At 42.8% G+C, this 4,327-nt stretch carries 1 protein-coding gene; it reads right to left on the bottom strand.

Going from position 1 to position 4,327, the window contains the following annotated elements; genetic code table 11:
- Positions 1 to 926 precede the first annotated feature (926 nt).
- Positions 927 to 4,136 (bottom strand): S41 family peptidase, encoded by a 3,210-nt coding sequence (locus ACEW8U_RS16820; RefSeq protein WP_373523216.1) that lies wholly within the window; start codon positions 4,134 to 4,136, stop codon positions 927 to 929.
- Positions 4,137 to 4,327 lie beyond the last annotated feature (191 nt).

Here is a 4,327-nt window from a genome sequence, read left to right as displayed (position 1 = left end):
TTTTCAGTCAAAAGTAAATTAACTATGCTTCAACAAAAACGCTGGATTTGCTATGATTTAGGTTTGATTGGCATCAATTTCAAGACATTATCCTCATAGTTTTCGGCAAGGTGGGACAGTTCAGATGGCATTTTTGATCGTAATCCTCCAGTTTATGGAAACCTCCATATATTGTCGCTTTGTCCAAAAGTGATTCAATGGTTTTCATGACTGCCTGATAGTCTAAATTGATTTTTTATATCGTCCGTACCTACGGTACTTTTGGGCCTTGGTTTTTAACTTTATCCCAGCAATAAATTACCGGGCTATTATATCAGTCATGCCTACGGCACTTTTTTTCTAATAAAAGACTATTCCAAAATTCAAGGTTCTTCTAGTGCTCCTACTACCAAAGTCAGGTGACCGCAATGAGAAGGATACCCTTTTTCAAGTCACTTGTCTTTGTTTCTTGTATCGAGCGTCTCAATAGACTTCTCCTGATGTACCAATGACATAAATGTAAATTGCCCCTCGGCAAGCTCGGGGAACGGATTATATGGTTAATTAAGGTGATCTATATGTCAATACATTTTCTGTACATTTCCAGTATGTTAATTACTACCAATGACATAAATCGGAGAAGACGTCATGCTGATCCCGATGGCTATCGGGAGAAGCATCTCATGAGGATCAGGAAATGTAGAATAAACATAAATAGAACCTCTAGAGATACCTCGTGCCTCGGCATGACGGATAACCTGACGTCATTACCTATTCTGAACATTTCCTAAATGTTGAAGACTCGAAGTGATAAGGAAAAGTCTTCTTGGATTGGTTCTCGCTTCTTAAATTTTGGTTCTTGACTCTTGGTTCCTAAAAAGGCCTTCGAGGAAGAAAAACACCTCAAAGGTCTAGCGTCTCGCATCTCGTCTCTCGCTTCTCGCTTCTCAATTCCCAACCTCCTTCATCAATTCCTCCACTGCTTTTTCCAACTGCTGATCGATCCCTTTGTCTATCTTGCCGGGCATGTTTTTGACCTGAAACTGTGGTTTGGTTTCGTTGTTTTCCATCCAATTACCGGATTTATCTTTGGCGGAAACAGGGACCATTCCCCATCGGCTTCCATTAGGGAGCATCTCCCAGCCGGCAAAGGAACAGGTTCCAGGTGTAGGCATACCTACGGTCTTGCCGATTTTGAGATCAGTATAGCCACAGGCAAAACAATGGCCATCGGAATAGTTGGCCTCGTTGAACATGGCCAAAGTCGGTTTGGTCCATCGGAAGGTGGGTTCATAGCCTACTTCCCTCTCTTCGGTGGCATAGGTGATAAACTTCTCACCGGTAAAGAACATGGCCAAATCGGCAACCAAGTCCCCGCCCCCATTGAAACGGGTATCGACAATCACCCCTTTTCGGTCATGGTATTTGCCCATCATTTCTTCATAGGTGGTACGGTATGGACCGTCTGACATTCCAGGAATATGGATATATCCCAAGGTCCCAATAGAAAGGCTGTCCACTTCTGCTTGGTTCTTTTTCACCCAGCGCTTGTAGAGTAATTGGTTTTCTTCTCCTAGTGATACCGGTTTTACTGTCACTTGATTTCGGGTATTGGTTTTGGGATCCAATACTTCCAAGAGTGTAAACTTGTCCGCCTTTCTATTCAGATACCAGGCAACATCCTTATCCATGCTGATGGTTTCCCCATCGATCTTCTCGATGACCATTCCGGTTTGGATGGATAAACCTGCTTTGTCCAAAGGACCTCCTTTGATGATTTCCGCTATTTTGATTCCATTGTTTTTATGGGAATAATCCATAAAAATTCCCAAGGAAGCAGTGGCATCAGCTTGTGGTATACTACGGCTAAATCTTGCCCCGGCATGGGACACATTCAGTTCACCGATCAGTTCAGAAACCATTTCGGCAAATTCATAGTCATTGCCAATGGAAGGCAAATACTTTTCATAAGCCGCACTCAATTCATCCCAATCTACCCCATGCATCTCAGGAGTATAAAAAGCGCCTTTGGTTCTGATCTTGATATGTTCAAACATCTGCTTTCGTTCCGCTTCGGTGTCCAAGGTCATCTCACCGGCAATTTTGATCTGCTCTCTTTTGCTTCCCTTATCTGTAATTTTGGAAATATTGCCATTTGCCAACAGGAAAAGGTTCTTCATTTCTTTGTCCCATTCCAAACTTCCCGAACCTGCATCAAGTTTGAGTTCCAACTTGGTTTCCTTGGTGCGCAGGTCAGTACTCCATAGATTCATCCCTTTTTCAAAACTGGCCAGATAGAGCAGTTTCTCACCATCCTTGTCCAATACCGCATCTCCCAAAGTGGCAGAGTGAATGGTCAGTTTGGCTTTCCTTTCATTAAGGTCTTCCCAATCAATTTTAAGATCTTCAACTTTTTTATCAGCTTCTTTCTTTTCATCCTTTTTCTCTTCCTCTTTTTTGCCTGCCTTTACCACTTCCTTCATCAGGTCAAAATCCTCCTTGCTCAATCTGAATTTGTCATAGCCATCTTTGGTAAAAAACAGGGCAAAAACATCATTCTGTGATCTTCCACTAGTGGCAAAACCTTTGAGACCATCACGGTTACTGAACCAGATCATCTGTTTGCCTCCATTGACCCATTTTGGCCGGCTGTCTCCGTAACCACTCTGAGTTAGGTTTTCCATAGATTTCTTTCCTGAAGCATCCAATAAAACCACCTCGCCATTGGCCAAAGTAGGCCTGAACTGTGCCAAAAGCCATTTGCTGTCCGGACTCCATTCGAAGTACTGATCTCCATCTCTCATATGGATAATTTCTTCGGAAGTCATCAAGGTCACTGTTGACTTGCTTGCCAAATCCAACACCTTCAGGGTCTTTCTTCCTTCAATATAAGCCAGTTTTTTACCGTCAGGGGAAAGCTGAGGCTGATACGCATCCGATTCGGCACTTACCAAAGCATCTTCATTCAATAATGTGCTTGCATAAAAAAACGGCTCTTCTTTTTCCCTTATTTTTTTGGATTGGAAAATCTGCCATTTTCCATCACGTTCGCTTGCATACACAATAGATTTACCATCAGGGGCAAATTGCACAAAACTCTCCTGCTGCGGGGTATTGGTAATTCTTTTTGTCAAAGCTCCATCTACAGAAGTCACAAACACCTCTCCCCTTGCGATAAAAGCAATCTCTTTGCCATCAGGGGAAACGGACATTTCCCGGACCCCTCCATTGATATTGATATAACTGTCCGTATTGGCAATTGCCTGTGTGGTAATGCTGACCGCGACTTTCTTCGGTTGCTCACCTTCTTTGAGAGTATAGAGTTCCCCATCGTATGAAAAGCTCATCAACCCATTATTGGTAATACTGAGGAACCTGACAGGAAAGTCTTTCAGGTCGGTCAATGCAGTAGTTTGGGAAGGGTTACTGAGGTTGGTTTTGAATACGTTGAAACTTCCTTTTTCCTCGCTGAGGTAATAGATGTCATTTTCTCCCGGAACGAATACAGGGTTTCGGTCTTCCCCACCAAAAGTTGTTAGCATTTTATGGGAATTGGTTTCTGCATCATATACCCAAATATCCCTGGTAATCGCTGACTGATGTTTTTTCCTCCATTCATTTTCACCACCTTTTTTGTCATGGTAGATCATTTTTTTACCATCCTTGCTGACCTGAACATATTCCGCAGGAAAGGTCCAAACCTGATCAATTCTGCCTCCATTGACCGGAACCTGATACAACTCAGGCTGGGAACCTGTAGGATATTGTCGGTGTTCAGCCAAATCCTGCCTTACACCTCCAAATAGCACAGACTGATCATCAGCTGAAAAAGAATAGGGCATTTCGTCATTCGAATGGTAGGTCAGCCGGGTGGCAGGTCCACCGTCTGCTGCCATGACAAAAACATCAAAATTGCCATAACGGTCAGAGGCAAAAGCAACCTTGCTCCCGTCTTTACTCCAAACAGGCATAAAGTCATGCGCTTCATGAAAAGTCATCTGTGTGGCTTTGCCTCCTGAAGAAGGGACAGCATAAAGGTCACCTTTGTATGTGAAGACTATTTTGCTGCCATCAGGAGAGATGGATGGGTAGCGGAGCCAGTTTGGAGTTTCCTCAGCCAAGACTATAGAAAAAACGAAGAGCATCATGATGCTCATTAAAGCTTTTAAGATATTCATATTATTCTGTTGGAATAGTTTGGGCCGAAATTATAAAAAATCCACGTTGATGCTATTTTTTTTATTTGATCGGAATGGCGGAATAAAAATGGCCGTACATCTTTTGGGAGACATACAGCCATATTTTTTACGAGTTCAAGGAGTAAAGATTAGATTTTTGTATTCGGGTT

Source organism: Aquiflexum sp., from assembly GCF_041751335.1.
In the GTDB taxonomy this organism is placed as follows: domain Bacteria; phylum Bacteroidota; class Bacteroidia; order Cytophagales; family Cyclobacteriaceae; genus Aquiflexum.
The sequence above is the reverse complement of the archived record's forward strand: the minus strand, read 5'-3'. Positions and strand labels throughout refer to the sequence as shown.